This window comes from Sorangium sp. So ce367, assembly GCF_051520455.1.
GTDB lineage: Bacteria > Myxococcota_A > Polyangia > Polyangiales > Polyangiaceae > Sorangium > Sorangium cellulosum_B.
This window is the reverse complement of sequence record NZ_CP150334.1, coordinates 2,614,835-2,628,973: the sequence shown is the minus strand read 5'-3', so window position 1 is coordinate 2,628,973 and position 14,139 is coordinate 2,614,835. Positions and strand designations below refer to the sequence as shown.

At 71.5% G+C, this 14,139-nt stretch carries 14 protein-coding genes; 5 read left to right on the top strand and 9 right to left on the bottom strand.

All coding sequences use genetic code 11. The annotated features are described in order from the left end of the window. Positions 1-5 precede the first annotated feature (5 nt). From WME97_RS10205 to WME97_RS10190, 4 genes are read right to left on the bottom strand one after another with little or no spacing between them, the layout of a single operon-like run. Positions 6-1,502 carry a hypothetical protein gene (locus WME97_RS10205; RefSeq protein WP_437551569.1) on the bottom strand — a complete coding sequence of 499 codons (1,497 nt, stop codon included), beginning with the start codon at positions 1,500-1,502 and terminating at the stop codon, positions 6-8. Beyond that, positions 1,441-2,481 (bottom strand): hypothetical protein, encoded by a 1,041-nt coding sequence (locus WME97_RS10200; protein WP_437551567.1) that lies wholly within the window; start codon positions 2,479-2,481, stop codon positions 1,441-1,443. Before WME97_RS10200 ends, WME97_RS10205 begins: the two co-directional genes overlap by 62 nt. Next, positions 2,478-3,224 (bottom strand): nucleotidyltransferase domain-containing protein, encoded by a 747-nt coding sequence (locus WME97_RS10195; RefSeq protein ID WP_437551565.1) that lies wholly within the window; start codon positions 3,222-3,224, stop codon positions 2,478-2,480. Before WME97_RS10195 ends, WME97_RS10200 begins: the two co-directional genes overlap by 4 nt. A gap of 3 nt (positions 3,225-3,227) precedes the next feature. Then, complete coding sequence (locus WME97_RS10190) at positions 3,228-4,688, bottom strand: multinuclear nonheme iron-dependent oxidase (protein WP_437551564.1); 1,461 nt, start codon at positions 4,686-4,688, stop codon at positions 3,228-3,230. A 101-nt stretch (positions 4,689-4,789) separates the two neighbouring features. Between WME97_RS10190 and WME97_RS10185 the strand changes: the two genes are divergently transcribed. After that, on the top strand, positions 4,790-5,767 hold the full coding sequence (locus WME97_RS10185; protein WP_437551562.1) for a D-2-hydroxyacid dehydrogenase family protein: 978 nt from the start codon (positions 4,790-4,792) through the stop codon (positions 5,765-5,767). Between the two features lie 23 nt (positions 5,768-5,790). Here WME97_RS10185 and WME97_RS10180 read toward each other — a convergent pair whose 3' ends face one another. Continuing rightward, positions 5,791-6,714, bottom strand: a complete 924-nt coding sequence (locus tag WME97_RS10180; protein WP_437551560.1) for a Rieske 2Fe-2S domain-containing protein — start codon at positions 6,712-6,714, stop codon at positions 5,791-5,793. A 448-nt stretch (positions 6,715-7,162) separates the two neighbouring features. Between WME97_RS10180 and WME97_RS10175 the strand changes: the two genes are divergently transcribed. Then, a complete protein-coding gene (locus WME97_RS10175; protein WP_437551558.1) occupies positions 7,163-8,050 on the top strand; it encodes a hypothetical protein in 888 nt (295 codons plus the stop codon). A 9-nt stretch (positions 8,051-8,059) separates the two neighbouring features. On the opposite strand, the gene WME97_RS10170 is transcribed toward WME97_RS10175, so the two are convergent. The 3 genes from WME97_RS10170 to WME97_RS10160 all read right to left on the bottom strand — a co-directional run bounded on the left by WME97_RS10170 (position 8,060) and on the right by WME97_RS10160 (position 9,987). Then, positions 8,060-9,028, bottom strand: a complete 969-nt coding sequence (locus tag WME97_RS10170; RefSeq protein ID WP_437551556.1) for an NAD-dependent epimerase/dehydratase family protein — start codon at positions 9,026-9,028, stop codon at positions 8,060-8,062. Positions 9,029-9,110: 82 nt separating this feature from the next. Then, entirely contained in the window at positions 9,111-9,587 is a 477-nt protein-coding gene (locus tag WME97_RS10165; protein WP_437551554.1) for an HNH endonuclease, read from the bottom strand. A gap of 46 nt (positions 9,588-9,633) precedes the next feature. After that, positions 9,634-9,987: a hypothetical protein gene (locus tag WME97_RS10160; protein WP_437551552.1), complete on the bottom strand. Its 354-nt coding sequence runs from the start codon at positions 9,985-9,987 to the stop codon at positions 9,634-9,636. A gap of 268 nt (positions 9,988-10,255) precedes the next feature. Between WME97_RS10160 and WME97_RS10155 the strand changes: the two genes are divergently transcribed. Beyond that, the gene (locus tag WME97_RS10155) at positions 10,256-10,561 is read left to right on the top strand and encodes a type II toxin-antitoxin system Phd/YefM family antitoxin (protein WP_437551550.1); all 306 of its coding nucleotides are present in this window, start codon (positions 10,256-10,258) and stop codon (positions 10,559-10,561) included. Positions 10,562-10,572: 11 nt separating this feature from the next. After that, positions 10,573-10,989, top strand: a complete 417-nt coding sequence (locus WME97_RS10150; protein ID WP_437551548.1) for a type II toxin-antitoxin system VapC family toxin — start codon at positions 10,573-10,575, stop codon at positions 10,987-10,989. A 79-nt stretch (positions 10,990-11,068) separates the two neighbouring features. Here the strand turns inward: WME97_RS10150 and WME97_RS10145 are convergent, their stop codons facing one another. Continuing rightward, positions 11,069-12,040 carry an alpha/beta fold hydrolase gene (locus tag WME97_RS10145; RefSeq protein WP_437551546.1) on the bottom strand — a complete coding sequence of 324 codons (972 nt, stop codon included), beginning with the start codon at positions 12,038-12,040 and terminating at the stop codon, positions 11,069-11,071. A gap of 674 nt (positions 12,041-12,714) precedes the next feature. On the opposite strand from WME97_RS10145, the gene WME97_RS10140 reads away from it, so the two are divergent. After that, positions 12,715-14,127 (top strand): hypothetical protein, encoded by a 1,413-nt coding sequence (locus WME97_RS10140; protein WP_437551544.1) that lies wholly within the window; start codon positions 12,715-12,717, stop codon positions 14,125-14,127. Positions 14,128-14,139: the final 12 nt, after the last annotated feature.

The following is a 14,139-nucleotide window of genomic DNA, read 5'->3' as shown; positions in this document are numbered from 1 at the left end:
TCCGCTCACGCATCGAGGAACCGGGCCTCCCGGAAGCCGGCCCGGAGCAGGTCGCGCGGGATGGGCACGATCCGGAGCAACGGCGCGCCCTCGGGCACCTCGATCGGCGCCCCGAGCCGGCGCACGTGGAACACCGCCGGGGTCGCGAAGAACGCGTCGGTCGCGACCACGCCGCGCATCACGTCGTAGCCGTCGCCGTTGACGCCGTCGAGCAGGCTGGACCAGCCCGGCGGCGTCCGGGTGAAGGCCCACGGCTTCACGAAGAAGTGAGGCTCGCCCGGCGGATGCGGCGTGAAGTACTTCGTCAGGTACCAGAGCGCCCCGCGGTTCGCGGCGATGAAATCGTCGCCGAAGGTCCGCGCGAACGCGCGCTCCACCGCGGCCGCCCCGTCGGCGAGGCGCGGCGCCTCCGGCGCGACGGCCAGCGTGTGCCCGTCGAACGTCGCGCGGAACGGGACGGCGTTCCTCACCACGATCGACGCGAGCCGCCGAGCCCCCCCGCGCCAGGGGACCGGATCCGGCCCGGCCGCGGTCGTGACCTCGGTCACCTCGGTGATCTCCGGCGCCGCCGGCCCGGCGACGACCAGCCGCACGCGCGCCGGCCCTGCGCTCCCCTCCCCCGTGCTCTCCCCGCCCGCGCTCCCCTCGCCCGCGCCCCCGCCCGCGCTCCCCTCGCCCGTGCCCTTCCCGCCCGCGCTCCCCTCGCCCGCGCTCGCGTTCCGCCCACCCGCCGTGCCCCCGACGAGCCGCCGGTACTTGCGGGTCACCTGGCCCTTCTTCACCGCGAAGTACTTCGCGTCGTAGAACTCCGCGTGCGCCCGCCCCACCTCGGGCGCGTCCGCGAGCGAGCACGCCTCGATCTGCACGTCGGCGAGCACGGGCGCGATGCAGCCGATCTCCCCCTCGAGCTGCAGCCGCTGCGGGGCCTCGTCGCGGACGCGTAGCTCGACGACCAGCGGGACGAACGCGCCGTCGTCGGCGAGGTACGCCTCGCTCACCTCGATGAGCGCGTTCCTGCGGTTGGCTGCTCCCGCGACGCGCAGCCACAGGCCCGGGTCGGGGCGCACCAGGAGCCCGGTCCACAGGCGCAGGCGGGGCGGCCCCAGCCCCTTCCGGCACGTCCAGGCGAGGCCGCCGCGCAGCGCCCGGTGCCAGGCCCCTTCCGGCGCCAGGAACCCCTGCGAGACCAGCCGCGTCAGCGCGGCGCGGTGGGCGCGGGCGAGCGCCTCGCGGTGCTCTCCCGCCGGCTCGGCGCGGAGCGACCCGAGGCGCCGCCGCACCTCGATCGGCCGCGCCAGCGTGATCTGGAGCCCGAACGCGTTGCCCTCGAGCAGCGGCACACACGCCTTCGCCACCCGGAGCGGCACCGCGCCGTCGAGATCGCCGGTGCGCCGGGTGAGCCGGCACAGGCCGAGGGCGTCGAGCACCTCGAAGCGGGCGTCACCCGCCGCAGCCACCACCACCGCCGCAGCCGCCGCCGCCGCCGCAGCCGCCGCCGCCACCGCAGCTCGACGAGCTGCAGCTCGATCCGCCGGACGAGCCGCCCCCCGTCGAGACCGGGGGGGGCGGGGTCATCGCGTAGACCATCGGCCCGAAGAGCGGCGACATCGCGAGCGCCGCCGTGCCGCTCGCGGCGACCGTCAAGCCGATGTCCACCGCCTGCCGGCGGCGGCCGCTCGCGACGTCGGAGCGGAGCGAGACGGTCGAGTCGTCGAGCCACCTGAGGTAGTCCGACTTCATGGTGCTGTAGGCGCTCGCGGTCCGCGCAACGATCCACGTGGCGACGAGCAGCGCGATCATCTCCACCACCAGGAACGAGTAGGGCCGGTCGAGCTCCTCCGCGCGGATGGCGCGGATCAGCCCCACGCCGAGCAGGCCGACGCCGACCGCCCACACCACGGCCGAGAGGGCCGTCATCGTCCCCCGCGGGCGCAGCATCCCCGCGGCGGTGAGCTCGAGGCGGAGCTCCTGCTCGAAGCGGGCCGCGATCTGGTCGGCGGAGGCGCGCACCTGATCGAGCGAGAGCGTCACCGTCTGCTGGCCGTGCGCGCCCCTCGACGAGAGCGAGCTGAAGAACGCCGCGAGCACCCGGTCCGGCGGGGGCGAGCCGACCAGGAGGTGGAGCGCCTGCGGCGCGTCCTTCGCGTCCCCGGCGGGCACGAGCCAGCCCGCGCCCATCGCGACCGCGATCAGCGTGGCGGCGACGCCCTTGTTCCCGTCGCGGAGGTACGCGATCGCCCAGTACTCGTCCGGCTGCGGGATCCAGCCCGCCGAGAGCCGCTGCCGCCACGCCGGTGAGCGGTACGGCGCGCCCCCCGCGGGGACGCTCGCCTGCCCCGCTCGATCCAGGGAGGCGCCGACGGCGCTGCGCACCAGGATGGCGACGACGAGGCCAGAGACCGAGAGCGCCAGATAGAAGAGCAGGAACGCCGGCCCCGACGCCATGTCGAACGGGAAGAAGTCGAAGATCTCGTGGATCATCGCGCCGCCTCCGGGTGCTCCAGCCGGTCGACGTCGTCGACCGCGCGCGCGAGCAGCTCCGCCAGCGCCGCGTAGGCCGCGCCCGGCGCCTCGTGGACGCGCTTCAGCGGGGCCACGTCGACGCCGAGGAGCTTGCCCGCTCCGGCGAGCACCGTGCCCAGATCGTCGCCGCCCTCGATCCCGTGCAGGCCGAGCAGGGCGTGGAGCGCCCCGCGGATCTGCTTCACCTTGCGGGAGACCGCGCCCTTCAAGGCGTCGTCCGCGCCCATCCCGTCCACGACCGCGCGCCGGAGGCGGATCTGCGCCTCACGCAGCTCCTGCTCGACCCGCAGGCGGCGGTTCTTGCCGTCGATCACGAGCGCCGAGAACGGGTCGCTGCCGGAGAGGAGCACGTGGCACCGGCGGATGTCGTCGTAGAGCAGCGGGAACACGTCCGCGGCCCGCGGGATCTCGGCGGCGGTGAGGATCATCGCCTCGATGCGGGCCGCGTAGCGCGCGATCTGGAGCGCGTTGGCGATCGCGTCGAGGCTCTGGCGGGAGGCCTCCTTGAGCACCACCATCAGATCGACGTCGCTCTGCCCGTCGCGGTAGCCGCCCCGCGCCGCGCTCCCGTACACGAGCAGGCACGAAAGCTCGTCGCCGAGCGTCCGCTCCAGGCTCTCCTTGAGCTCGACGAGCCGCGCCTGCACCGGCGCCGGCAACCTGGAGACGGCGCTCCCCGTGGCGATGGATCCCTCGTTCATGGTCTACCTTCGCGGCTCGATGAGCCGGACCTCGGCGCTCGAGCCAATCCCCTTGATCGCCCAGACTACCCGACCTCCCGGCAGCCGCTCTCGCCGAATGAACGGCAGGAGCCTGGGCCTGACGCTCCCGTCGCCCGAGGGCCCGACGAAGCGGGCGCGGAGCAGCAGGCGGTCGACGATCGCCTCGGGCGCGAGCCGGGCGTCGTCCACCGCCGCCGCGGCGATGCGGAGCGCGTCGGCGACCGCCGTGAGGCTCGGGGCCCGCGGCGACGCCTCGACACACCGGACCCCGAGGCGCGCGGCCGCCTCGCGGTGAGACGAGAGCCGCGGCAAGAGCGGGAGCGCGTCGTCGACGCGCTTGCGCTGGAGGATCGCCCGCGACCGGGCGACGTCCTCGGCGTCGAACGGAGCCACGGCCTCCGGCGGCGGATCGACGGGTGAGGTGAGCAGCTCGGCCACGCGGGCCTGGACCTCGGTGAGCGCCGACGCCCCGGAGGGTGAAGCGTCGTGAGAATTTTGCAGCAAGGTGGCACAAGAGGCGGACAACCCCGGTCGGATCGGCGCCAACGTGGGTTCGGCCGGTGTGGGCCCCGCCAACGTGGGTCGGGTCAACGTCGGTCGGGACGGCGCGGACCGGGCGATCGCCCTCGCGGTCGCGATCTCGGCCGCGAGCGCGGCAAAGGGCGGGAAGTCACCGTCGCGCTCGAGGAGGATCGGGAGCGGCCCGGTGCGAGCAACAACCTGGGCGAGCAGGGCGAACACCGGCGCGGGGACCGGATGGGCATGCGTGTCGAAGTAGAAGCCGTGCTCCACGGCGCCGCCGGCGATGTGGACCATCGCCACGCGCTCGAGCGGGTAGGAACCGAGGAGCTCCCCCGGATCGACGCCGGCGTTGACGGCGTTCGCATAGACGTTGCCGACGTCGAGGAGCAGATCGCACCCGGTGCGGGCGACGACCTCGGCATAGAAGTCCCCCTCCCCGAGGGCGTCGCCCGGGAACCGCAGCGTGCACGCCGCGTTCTCGAGCAGCAGGGGGATGTCCGGGAGCGCCCGCCGGGCGGCGGCGACGTTCTTCGCGACGGCGCGCGCCGCCTCGAGCGTGTACGGCAGGGCGGTGAGGTGGCCGATCTCCCGGCCGCCGCCGCGCACGAACGCGACATGCTCGCTCACGACCGGGGCCGAGAGCTCCCGGCAGAGCGCCCCGAGGCGGCGCGCGCGATCCATGTCGATGCCCGAGGCGCTGCCGAGCGAGAGCTTCACGCCGTGAGGCACCACCGGCCAGATGCGCGCGATGGCCGAGGCCTCGCGCCGCGCGGCCGGGCTCGCGAAGCAGGCCTCGGCGACGACCTCGACGAAGTCCACCGCGCCCGGCGCGGACAGCAGATCGGCCGCGAGCTCGGGGCGGAATCCAACGCCGACGGCGCCGGTGCCGGAGAGGGGCGATCTGGGAGCGGGCACGAGCACGCGGGGACCTTCCTCAGTCTGCCCTCGCGGAGGGATCCGGAACAGAGGCCATCGGGATCGGCTAGAAGTCGAGCTCACCCGAGATGCGAGAGGCAGCACCCATGCGCGTGGCGATCCTCGACGACTACCAGGGCGTGGCGCTGCGGATGGCCGACTGGCGGAGCCTCCACCCGGCGGCGGAGGTGCAGGCCTTCACCGACCACCTCGACGACCTCGAGGCCCTGGCCACGCGGCTGCGCCCCTTCCAGGCCGTGGTGCTGATGCGCGAGCGCACGCCGTTCCCGCGTGCGCTGTTCGAGAGGCTCGACGGCCTCCGGCTGCTGGTCACGGCGGGCATGCGCAACGCCTCGATAGACCTCGCGGCCGCGACCGAGCGCCGCGTCCAGGTCTCGGGCACCGACATGCTGCCCTACCCGACGGCGGAGCTCACCTGGGGGCTCATCCTCGCGCTCTTCCGGCACATCCCGGCCGAGGACCGCGCCGCGCGGGCGGGCCGCTGGCAGACGACGCTCGGCCTCGGCCTCAAGGGCAAGACGCTCGGGCTCGTCGGGCTCGGCAAGCTCGGCGGCCAGGTCGCGCAGGTGGGCCGCGCCTTCGGCATGGAGGTCGTCGCCTGGAGCCAGAACCTCACCGCCGAGCGCGCCGCCGAGGTGGGCGCCCGACTCGTCGCGAAGGACGACCTCTTCGCCGGCGCGGACGTCGTCAGCATCCACCTCGTGCTGAGCCCGCGCACCCGCGGGCTGGTCGGCGCGGCCGAGCTCGGGCGGATGAAGCCGACCGCGTTCCTCGTCAACACCTCGCGCGGACCCATCATCGACGAGGCGGCGCTGCTCGCCGCCCTGCGCGCGCGGCGCATCGCCGGCGCGGCGCTCGACGTCTTCGAGCCCGAGCCGCTGCCCGCGGATCACCCGCTGCTCGCGCTCGACAACACGGTGATCACGCCGCACCTCGGCTATGTCACCGAGGAGGGTTATCGCATGGTCTATGGGCAGGCGGCCGAGGACATCCGCGCCTTCCTCGATGGCAAGGTGCTGCGGCCCTTGAACCAGCTCCCGGTCGATGTGGCCCCGCTCGGATAGGCTCCGCCGCCGCGCCCCGCGCGTCAGAGGAACTGGCTGCTCCACTTGCGGAACGTCATGATGCCTTTCTCCCCGGCGCACAGGACGGGCTGAGCTCGGTAGATCTTGTTCTCCCAGATCGGGATGTCCTCCTCGAGCTGCCGGCAGACCTCCGCGGCGAGGGCCTGGCCGAGGCGCTGCGCGCCGTCGTTGCGCAGCCAGAAGGCGAAGCGGATGTCGACGAGCTCGTCGTCGATCGGCGTGACCGTGTTCACGAAGAGGAGCTCGACGATGCCGGTGAAGCGGATCGTCCCGTACCCCATGCCGTGGCCTTCCCATGTGATCGTGCCGTCGACCACCCGCCCTCCCGGGCCCTTCTGCTTCACCGCCGACCTGGATCGGATGATGTGGCCGTCGATCTCGATCTCGGTCCGGGGCGGCTCGAGCATGCCGTGCACGGCGACGAAGTGGGCCGGATCCACGATGTTCTCGAGGGTCTCCTGGATGTGCGTCCGGACCCTCCAGCGCTTGATCAGGTTCAGGGACCACTCCGTCGAGCGCGCCTCGGCGAGCGGCGGGATCTCGAAGGCGGCGGGCTCGCCGCCGAGCGCGTGGTGGACAAGGATCAGGCCGTCGAGCTCCCGTACCTCCCAGGCGCGGGTCCTCGCTTTCGGCGGGATCGTGTCCGCATAAGGGATGTGCACGCACTTCCCTTCGCCGGAGATCACCCATCCGTGAAACGGGCACCGGATGCCGCCCTGCTCGACGCGGCCGCCCACCCCGAGGTGCGCGCCCATGTGAGGGCAGTGGGCGTCGAGGACCCGGGCCTGTCCGTCCTGCGTCCGGAACAGCACCAGATCCTGCCCGAAGCAGCGGAGCGACATCGGCGCGCCCGTGGACAGCTCGTCCGAGGCGGCGACCTGGAACCAGCCTTGGGGGAAGGGCTGCAGAGGGATTCGAGCGCTCACGTGGGTCTCCTCGGCTCAGCGTCTGTCGGGGTCGCCCGCGCGCTCATGCAGCGCGGGGCGGAGGGGCTTGATCGTGCCGGTGATCGCGGCATGAGAACGTCACTCTACCAGCAAACCTCGCAGGCGTGAGCGCGCCGAGGCACTGGCACGCTCCCTCGCCGCGCGAGGCGCGCCTGGCGAGCAGCCGGGCGGCCGGACGCGAGCTTTGGGCATCCGGGGCGGGTGGTGGGGTACTTACCCTACCCTGCCGGAATGATAAAACCGCCAAGGACGCCAGAAGACGCCAAGATTTTTATGATTTTCTTGGCGTTTTTTTGGCGACTTGGCGGTTCAAAAGACGCCACCTTCGGCCAAAGTACACCACCACCCGTGGGCGAGCTACGCTCGCGCCGGAAGGAGCGCAGCACGCTGATGGCCCCCCTGCTCGGCGCAGTGTAGGCTCGGCCGCGTGTCAGGACCGCGCTGGGCTCGCCGCGCGAGGAGGGCGACGCTGGCCGTCGTCGCAGCGACGGGGCTCGCGCTGCTCGCGCTGCGCTACGTGATCCCTGCCCTGATGATGCAGGCGCATCCCATCGGGTCGACGGCATCGCCGTACGGATATGTCGAGTACGTGCCGCCGGAGCCGGGGCCGCGCCCGCTCCTGGTGGTACTGCACGGCGGGAGCAGCCGCGGTGACGGTAGCGATCCGCGCGCCATCATCCACCGCCTGCCGCCGCTGCGTTATCTGGCGCGCGCGCGCCTGTTCGGCATGGCGTCCCCGCTCGTCGACGCCGGCGTGCTGCTCGCCGCACCGCAGTCGCCCGGCGAATGGGACGCGGCGAAGATCGACGCCTTCCTCGACTACCTGCTCGCAGCGCGCGAGATCGATCGCGACCGCATCTATCTCACCGGTCCGAGCATGGGTGGATGCGGAACCTGGCGCTACGCCGCTGTCCATCCGGAGCGGCTGGCGGCGGCGCTGCCCATCTGCGGAGCTTGCCCGCCGACGGGTGAGCTCGCGGCGGGTCTGCGCACGCTGCCGGTCCGCGCGTTCCACGCCTTCGACGACGAGATCGTGCCGAACTACATGTCCGCGACCTGGGTGTCCGCCATCGCCGCGCTGCGGGGTACCCGGAGCGATAATCCGATGCTGAGCTATCCGCCCGGGTCCGATTCGACCGCGGTGTTCGATGGCGACGGGGTCGTCTGGCGTCCCGGCACCGGCGCGTCCGCGGACGAGGCGCTCACGCTCACGGAGTTCGCGCGCGGCGGGCACGCCGTGTTCGTCGATGTCTACGCCGAGGATGCGACCTGGCGCTGGCTGTTTGCGCAGCGCCGCGGCGCTCGTGCGAACTAAAAGCACCCCTCAGCGCGCCGCCGAGAGCTGCTCCAGCCCCTCTTCCACGCCGATGACAGGCGCATACCCGAGCTCGGCGCGGGCGCGGTCGGTCTTCACGGTCACCGAACGCGACATCATGGCGGCGTCGAAGCGGGTCATTGGCGGCGCCCGGCGGACGCCGAGGAGGCGCCAGGCGCCCTCGATCGCGGCCGCGAGCGGGAGGACGACGGCGCTCGGGACGCTGCGCCCGGGCAGCGCCACCCCTTGCGTCCGCGCCAGCGCCGTCAGGAAGTCGCGAAACGTGCGCGTGCCGTCGTCGGCGACGAAGTAGGCGCGCCCGCCCTGGCCGCGCTCCAGGGCGAGCAGCAGCGCGCTCACGAGGTTCGCGACGTGGGTCGTCGACGTGCGCGCGCCGCCGCCGTCGAGCCACGCGAAGCTCCCCTCCCGCGCCATGCGCAGCACGACAGGCAGCACCGTCGCGTCCCGTGGGCCCCAGACGAAGCGCGGGCGAATGGAGACGGTGGTCATGCCGCCGGGTTCGTTCGCGGCGAGCACGCGCCGCTCCGCCTCTGCCTTCGTCTCCGAGTACAGGAAGCGCTGCCTCTCGGGATAAGGGTGCGTCTCGTCGATATCGATGAGATCGTGGCCATCAAAGAGCGCCGCCTCGGTGCCGACGTGGACGAACCGGCGCACACCGGCGGCGCGCGCCGCGGCGAGCACCCGCGCCGTCCCCTCCACGTTGCCCTCCCAGAACTGCGCGCGCGTCCCCCACTCCTCGACAACCGCGGCGCAGTGCACCGCGGCCTCGGCGCCCGCGAGGTCCCCGCCCTTCAGCGTCCCGAGGTCGGCCGCGACCGGCGTCGCGCCATATCGTCGCACGACGTCGGCGCTCCTCGGCGAGCGCGCCAGCGCGCTCACCTCGTGACCGGCGCGCACGAGCCCCTCGATGAGATGGCCTCCGATGAACCCCGAGCCCCCTGTAACGAAGACCTTCATGGCCGCCACGATGCGCGCGCTCTCACTGGATGTCCAATGCGGCCAGCGGCGAGGCCGGGACGGGCGCCGCGGTCGCGTCGTCTCACCTCTCGCCTCCACCAAGCAAAGCGACCACGACTGCCCGCAAGCGAGCGATCTCGCCTTGGAGTGCATCATTTTCCCGCCGCAGACGCGACTCCGCCTCTCGTGACCGCGAGAGGTCGGCTTTCTGCTGTTGAAGGACGCGGTGCAACTGGCGCCGTTCGACGAGCAGCGGGCGGTTCAGATGAAGACGCTGGATGTGAAACCAGCCGCGAGGCGTCAGCCCGATCAGCCGACCGTGGACGGTCTCCTCGACGTGCGCGCCGAGATCGTCACGCTGAGGGCGAAGAAGCCGCAAGCTGTCCGGTGCGCCGTGTGCGGGGGCATAATCGCCCTTGAACCGATTGCACGCGGTGCAAGCGTAGACGAGGTTCTCGATGTCGTCGGAACCACCCGCCGCGAGCGGGTAGAAGTGATCAATCTCCAGCTCGCCCCCCCACCGACGTTTCGGAAACGCCGCAGTAACCACACCGTCCACCGAAGGTGGCCCGCACGATTGCGCGCGCTTCAGTGGAGACGGCCATTCATGCAGCGGGGAGCGGCCCGCCGGCGACGCGGGCAAGTCCGTCGAGGATGGACGCGCGGCGCCGATCGAACTCTTCGAGGAACCTGCGCGTGTCGGTCACGAGGGCCTGTTGCTGTGCCATGAGCTGGGCCAGTTGCTCGTTCTCGCCCTCGACGCTGGCCAGCTCGACCGCCAGCTCGCCGGCCTCGGCACGCAACCGAGCCATCTCCGGGGCAAGCACCGCCGCCTCCTCCGCCTCGATCCGGGCCATCAGCGCCGCGAGCTCCTCCTGCTCAGGCTGTGTCAGCGTGCCGGAAAGCTCCCTGTCACGGAGGCGGTCGAGCTTGCTCTGGTCGTCCTCGGTCCAGCTCATGGCAGCCACCCTACCCATACCAGGCTGGGAGCGCAGGGGCAACGGCAGGCGCTCGCGACGTGTGGCGACGCGAATGGCACAGCCGCCGCCATCTCCAGTCTGGCAGCACGCGCATGCAGGCTGACTGCACACGCCCGTGGCCCCCTGTGCCGACTCGTTGGTCGCGACCCACGTATCGTCGGCGGGATCGTCGGAGGGAGTGCTCCGGCGCCAAGACCGGTCCTGCCGCCGAGCTGCGCAACCCGAGCCATCTCGCCCGGTTGCACGAATGTACAACTTGGTGTACATCTATGGAATGGCGCATCGCTACTCCGTCGCAGAAGCTCGGGCCCATCTCCCCTCTATCATCGAGCAAGCGGAAGCGGGTGAGGTCGTCGAGCTCACCCGGAGAGGTCGCCCCGTGGCGGTCGTCCTGTCCCGGGAGGAGTTCGAGCGGCTGCGCTCGGATCGACCGAGCTTCGGCGACGCGTACCGTGCATTCCGGAAGAGGCACGACCTCGATGAGGTGGGCCTGGAGCGCGACTTCGCCGCGTCCGTTCGCGACCGTTCGCCGGGTCGACAGGTCAAGCTGTGAGCCCGCGCTTCTTGCTCGACACCTCCACGATCTCGGAGCCGATGAAGCAGGCGCCCGACGAGGCGATGCTCGCGAAGATCGAGGCCCACGCGCACGAGAGCGCGCTCGCCGCCCCCGTGTGGCACGAGCTGTGGTACGGCTGTCGGCTCCTGCCCTCAGGCAAGCGGCGCACGGCGCTGGAGGCGTACCTGCGCGAGGTCGTCTACCTGTCTCTTCCCATCCTGCCGTACGATGCCGCGGCCTCGGCATGGCATGCCGACGAGCGCGCTCGGCTTGATGGAAGGGGAACGCCGGCACCGTTCGTGGACGGCCAAATCGCCGCCATCGCGAAGAGCAACGACCTGATCCTGGTAACGGTGAATACCCGAGATTTTCGGCGATTTCAGGGCCTGCCGATCGAGAACTGGTCGAGCAGAAAGAAGCAGTAGGCGCCGAGTCATCGTATCGACAGCGAAGGCAGGTGCCGCCGCGCAGCCGCGCGCGACAGCCGCTCAAGGGCGGCGCGGCTCAGCCGAGGAAGTCGAGGACATCCTCGTTGAACTTCTCGGGGTTCTCGAGCCACATGAAGTGGCTGCCCCCCTCGTCCGCGCCGAAGAGGAGGAGCTCGGCGCCGGGGATCTGGTCGGCGACCCGCTGCTGGGAGATGGGGTTGAAGATGCTCGCCTCTCCGCCGACGACGAGCGTGGGCACGTCGATCCGCGGGATCACGTCCCTCCAGTCCTGCTCGGCCTGGTTGACGAGCAGCTTGGCGGCGTACTCGCGCGGGAGCTTCAGGTTCTGCTCGACGACCAAGGCGAGCTGATCCGCCGGATAGCCGGGGGTGAACATGGTGGCCACGAGCCCGTAGGTCGTGGCGATCCCGTCGGGACCGCGCAGCGCGGCCGCCGTCTCGTGGAGCGTCTGCGGGGTGAACAGGGCCCCCGCCTCGACCGCCTCTTCCGCGGACCAGTCGGGCCAGGCCGTCATCGCAGGGCCCACGTCGACAAGGATCAGGCGGTCGATGTAGCGTCCCCCGTAGTTGTCCCAGTAGCCGTAGAGCGCGCCGCAGCCCATCGAGTGACCGAGGACGGAGAGATGCTTGAGCCCCATCCCGCGGATGAATTCGTAAAGATCCCTGCTGAAGCGCGCCATGCGGTAGCCGTGCTCGGGCTTCTCCGACTCGCCATGTCCGCGCCAGTCGAGCGCGAAGACATGGTGGTGCCGCGCGAAGGCGAGGATCTGCGCCCTGTACAGCGCGGCCGACTGGGACCACCCGTGCAGGAGGAGCAGCGGTCTCCCCCTCCCCGCCTCCAGGTAGTTGAGGGCGACCCCGTCGCTCGTCGTGAAGGTCCCGGAGCGGATGCGCGGCGCGGCCGACGCCTCGCCACCGAGCAAGCTCGTGGCGGCCAGCCCCGCGCCGAGGCCCACCGCCTGCTTCAGCACCTGGCGACGGGTACGGGTCGAGCTGGACGAAGGTGCTGCTTGCTTCTTGTCGGTCATGGCTCTTGATCTCCACTGCCGGCCGCGCGCGAGGCTGCCCCTCGATCACACGCTGCCACAGCCAAAAGGAAGAGTCTCGACGCGACCGCGGCGATCGCCCGGATTGACGATCATCTCGACCGCGCCGTCGCGCAGATTGTTCACGAACGGACCAAGGCCGCAAGTAAATACAAATTATAAACGGCACAAGCAAATCTCCGACGCCGGGGCGTGTCCACGCAGGAGACAGGCCGCGCGACGGCGCGTTCGCGACGGCGCGCGCCGTGTCATGCCATGAACCGGACGCGATAAATCGGAGGGGGGTGGCTTGAGATCAGCTGCCATGAATCGCCTTGATCTTTTCTGCGCGGTAGCGTCGCACGCCCGTGACATGTCACGGTCGCGGCGTGACACGTCACGGTCGCGGCGTGACATGTCACGGGCGTGGCGCGTGGAGCGCCGCGGTCACCCCCGAGGCGCCGGCAGAGCCCTGGCCCTGCGCGCGGGATGGAAAGCGCCTTCTTCGGTCGATATCCACAGCATCTGCGGCGTGCGGCGCCCCGAGCGCGTCCGCCAAGGCACCAGAGCCGCCGAGGAGAGCCACGGCCGGCACGGCCGTTGCCAACGCGGTTGCTAACGCTGCTGACGACAGTTCAGGAAGCGGATTGACCGGCGCTTCCACGGTATTCTGAGCCATGCAACACGACCTCCTTGCCCGTCTCGCGGCGCGCGCCGTGCCATTCTTCTTCTCCCTCTCGGCCCTCTCGGCGAGCTGCTCTCGCGGCGCGCCCGAGCCTCCGAGCGTCGACGGCACCGGCGGCACCGACGGACATCCGGCGACCGCTGACGCGACCCAGGCCAGCACGCACGGGTCCGGGACTGCAGGCGAGGCGGCGACCGGCGCCGGCGTCCCGGGTGACGCTGGCCCGGACGCTCCCCCTGATGCGCCCGAAGATCCAGGCGACAGCACCTGGAGAGCCACGGGTTGGCTCGAAAGGTGCCAGGTCGACGTCGCCGACGAGCCCAGCAAGGCGCTGCCGTCCTTGCGCTGGGAGCAGTGCCCGGGCAGCGCTCCGGGCTGCACGTCGCTCGTCGTCGACTGGGACGCCGGCAAGTATCCATGGACCGCCTCGCCGACCGTCGTTCGATGGGGCGACGGCTACCGCGTCGGGCTGTATTTCGAGTACCGGGGTGAGCGACGGACCGGCGTCTACGACGCCGACGGGACACCGCTCGCCGCATGGCGCTACAAGGACCTCGAGCCGACCGTGCCCGAGGCCGACCCGACACAGGAGTACTGCGTACCGACGGTGCCCAGCGTCGGTCATGAGCGGGTCTGGCTCGGCGCGCAGAGGGTGAGCGTCGAGGCGCCCGGCTCGGCCTACCTCGTCTCCGGCTACGACGCGCTCGCCACCGCGAGCCAACCCATCCCGGTCGACGCGCCGAGCCACGGCCTCTACACGACCGACGACACCCTCGCGCTATCGGGGCCCGCGTCCGGCACGGTCAACATCTACGACAGGATCAGCGGCCAGGCCAAGAGGTTCGGTCGCCAGCCAGGCAACGACGCGCCATCGTTCCGCCAGATGGTTCCAGTCGGCGATCATGCGCTCGGCCTGGCGACCCTCGAAGACGCCACGTCCGAGGGGTGGATCTGGAGCCGCCAGACCCACACCATCGAACCGCTGCTCCGGGCGGAGTCGCCTCGGGTCATCGCCGACATCAAGAGCGACGGCCAGACGCTCGTGTGGCTGGAGGCGGAGCCCTACTCCGACGACGGGCTCTACGGGGCGTCCAGCCTCTGGACCAGCCCCTTCGCGGCGACGAAGGCGGCTCTCGCTCCGAAGGAGCGCCGGCCGGGCCCGATCATCGGATACCCCATCTCGGCCGCCGGGGAGGGCTTCTATGCCGTCTATGCGATCGGCGAGAAGGTGATCCACGTCTACCGCCTGTCCGACGCCCATCACTGGTCGTTCACGACGCCGCCCGAGCTCTTCGACATCCAGAACATCGCTCACGTGGACTCCCGCGAGGTCTGGGTCTGGGTCCCGGGCGGCATCGTACGCCAGGCGATCTCGGGGCTCGGCGCCGGCGATCCCGCCCCGTGATGTCCGACCCCC

Excerpts from the sequence above, each read along its gene's own strand:
- WME97_RS10170 (WP_437551556.1), bottom strand. The coding sequence starts at position 9,028 with ATGAAGGTCTTCGTTACAGGGGGCTCGGGGTTCATCGGAGGCCATCTC.
- WME97_RS10185 (WP_437551562.1), top strand. The coding sequence starts at position 4,790 with ATGCGCGTGGCGATCCTCGACGACTACCAGGGCGTGGCGCTGCGGATG.
- WME97_RS10140 (WP_437551544.1), top strand. The coding sequence starts at position 12,715 with ATGCAACACGACCTCCTTGCCCGTCTCGCGGCGCGCGCCGTGCCATTC.
- WME97_RS10200 (WP_437551567.1), bottom strand. The coding sequence starts at position 2,481 with ATGATCCACGAGATCTTCGACTTCTTCCCGTTCGACATGGCGTCGGGG.
- WME97_RS10160 (WP_437551552.1), bottom strand. The coding sequence starts at position 9,987 with ATGAGCTGGACCGAGGACGACCAGAGCAAGCTCGACCGCCTCCGTGAC.
- WME97_RS10155 (WP_437551550.1), top strand. The coding sequence starts at position 10,256 with ATGTACAACTTGGTGTACATCTATGGAATGGCGCATCGCTACTCCGTC.
- WME97_RS10195 (WP_437551565.1), bottom strand. The coding sequence starts at position 3,224 with ATGAACGAGGGATCCATCGCCACGGGGAGCGCCGTCTCCAGGTTGCCG.
- WME97_RS10145 (WP_437551546.1), bottom strand. The coding sequence starts at position 12,040 with ATGACCGACAAGAAGCAAGCAGCACCTTCGTCCAGCTCGACCCGTACC.